Annotated in this window: 1 protein-coding gene; it reads left to right on the forward strand. The window is 70.7% G+C overall.

Annotated elements, in window-relative coordinates; all coding sequences use genetic code 11:
- On the forward strand, positions 1–2,430 hold a 2,430-nt coding region (dnaE, locus tag BN10_RS01940; RefSeq protein WP_233354238.1), incomplete at both ends, for a DNA polymerase III subunit alpha.

Raw genomic sequence — 2,430 nt, forward strand, 5'->3', positions numbered from 1 at the left:
CGCCGGCCCGACCGGGCGCGCGCGGCGCTGGCCGGTTGGCTGCAGGTGCTTCCGCCCGACGCGCTGGCGATCGAGGTCGTCCTCCACGGCGGCCCCGACGGCACACCCGGCTGCCGCCGCCAGGCCCGGGCCCTGCTCGACCTCGCCGACGAGACCGGGCTGGTCGTGATCCTCTCCGGTGCGGTGCGTCACGCCCTTCGTGAGGATGCCGACGTCGCCGACGTCCTCGACGCCGCCCGCCGCCTCGTCGTCCTCGACCAGCGCCACCTCGACCGGGTCACCGACGCCGGGCACCTCGCCGACACCGGGACCATGACCGCTCGTGCCCTCGAGGTCGCCGGCGACCGGGCCCGCGCTCACCGCCTGCTCACCGACACCCTTGCCCTGGCTGCCGAGTGCGCCCTCGACGGCCGGGCCGACATCGGCCTGGGCTCGGTCCACCTGCCCGAGCCCTCGATCCTGGGCATCGACGACGACACCGATCCACAATCCGTTCTCGCGCAGCGATGCCGGGCCGCGATCCATCGCCGCTACCCCGGGGCGAGCGAAGAGGGACTGCGCGAGGTCGAGGACCGACTCGACGACGAACTCGCGGTCATCGACACCCTCGGCTACCCGACCTACTTCCTCACTGTCGCCGAGGTCACCGACCTCATCCGGGCCAAGGGGGTGCGCGTCGCGGCCCGCGGCTCGGGCGCCGGTTCCCTCGTCAACTACCTGCTCGGCATCAGCGGGGTCGACCCGATCCGGCACCACCTGCTCATGGAGCGCTTCTGCACGACCCTGCGCGCCGAGCTGCCCGACATCGACGTCGACGTCGAGTCCGCGCGCCGCACCGAGATCTACGAGGCGATCCTCGAGCGGTTCGGTGGGGAGCGGGTGACGTGCGTGTCGATGATGGACACCTACAAGGTCAGGCACGCCATCCGGGACGTCGGCGCCGCTCTCGGTATGCCGCCCGCCGAGGTCGACGAGATCGCCAAGGCCTTCCCGCACATCCGGGCCAAGGACGTGCGTCATGCCCTTGCCGACCTGCCCGAGCTGCGTGCCCGAGGGCTCGACAACCGTTCCCTCGACAATCTTTTCGACCTCGTCGAGAAACTCGACGGGCTGCCCCGCCACATCGCCCTCCACCCGTGCGGTGTCGTCCTGTCCAACGCCGGGCTGCTCGACCGCACCCCGGTCGAGGCGAGTTGGCTCGGTTTCCCGATGAGCCAGTTCGACAAGGATGACGTCGAGACCCTCGGCCTGCTCAAACTCGACGTCCTCGGCATCCGGATGCAGTCCGCGATGGCGCACGCGATCGCCGAGGTGCGCCGCGTCGACGGGCTGGAGATCGACCTCGACGACGAGGCCCAGGTGCCGCACGAGGACGAGGCGACCTATCGCCTCATCCGCACCACCCACACCCTGGGCTGCTTCCAGATCGAGAGCCCCGGGCAGCGAGAGCTCATCGGCAAGTTCGGCCCCGAGCGTTTCGCCGACCTGATCATCGACATCTCCCTCTTCCGACCCGGCCCGGTGAAGTCCGACATGATCACGCCCTTCCTGGAGAGCCGACACGGCTGGCGCAGAACGCGATTCCTCCACCCGAGCCTCGTCCCGGCCCTCGCCGAGACCGAGGGCGTCGTCGTCTTCCACGAGCAGGTGCTCCAGATCGTCGCCGAGACGACCGGGGTCTCCCTGGCGCAGGCCGACGAGGTGCGGCGCACGATGGGCACCCCGCAGGGCCAGGAGGACATCGAGGCCTGGTGGCGCCCGGCGGCCAAGGCGCGTGGTTACACCGCGACCGAGCGCGACGAGATCTGGTCGGTGCTCAAGTCGTTCGCGAGTTTCGGCTTCTGCAAGGCGCATGCTGCCGCCTTCGCACTGCCGACCTTCCACTCGGCCTGGCTCAAGACCCACCACCCGGCGGCCTTCCTCGCCGGGGTGCTCACCCACGACCCGGGGATGTATCCCAAACGCCTCATCCTCGACGACGCCCGCAATCTGGGCATCACCGTCCTCGGCCTCGACGTCAACGCCTCCAAGGACACCTTCGTCGTCGAGCGCCTCGAGGAGCACGAGGTGGACCCGCACTGGACACCCGCACATCGCGATCTGCCCGATGCCCGTCGGCACGCGATCCGCCTCGCGCTCACCGAGGTCAAGGGGATCAGCGAGTCCGAGGTGGCCGCGATCGTGGCCGGACAACCCTTTGCCGACCTCGCCGACTTCTGGGCACGCACCGGGATCAGCCGCCCGGTGCTCGAGCGGATCGTCCTCGCCGGCGGTTTCGATGCGATGTACGGCCTCGGTGGCCGGGGTGCTGGTCTGGGCCGACACGGCCTGTTGACCCGCCGCGACCTGCTCCTCCACGTCGCCGAGCTCGACCGGTGGCAGCGGTCCTTCGCGCGGACCCCGGGGCGTGCCCGACGGGCCACCGCGCCG

Source organism: Phycicoccus elongatus Lp2, assembly GCF_000367525.1.
Classification (GTDB): Bacteria; Actinomycetota; Actinomycetes; order Actinomycetales; family Dermatophilaceae; genus Phycicoccus_A; species Phycicoccus_A elongatus.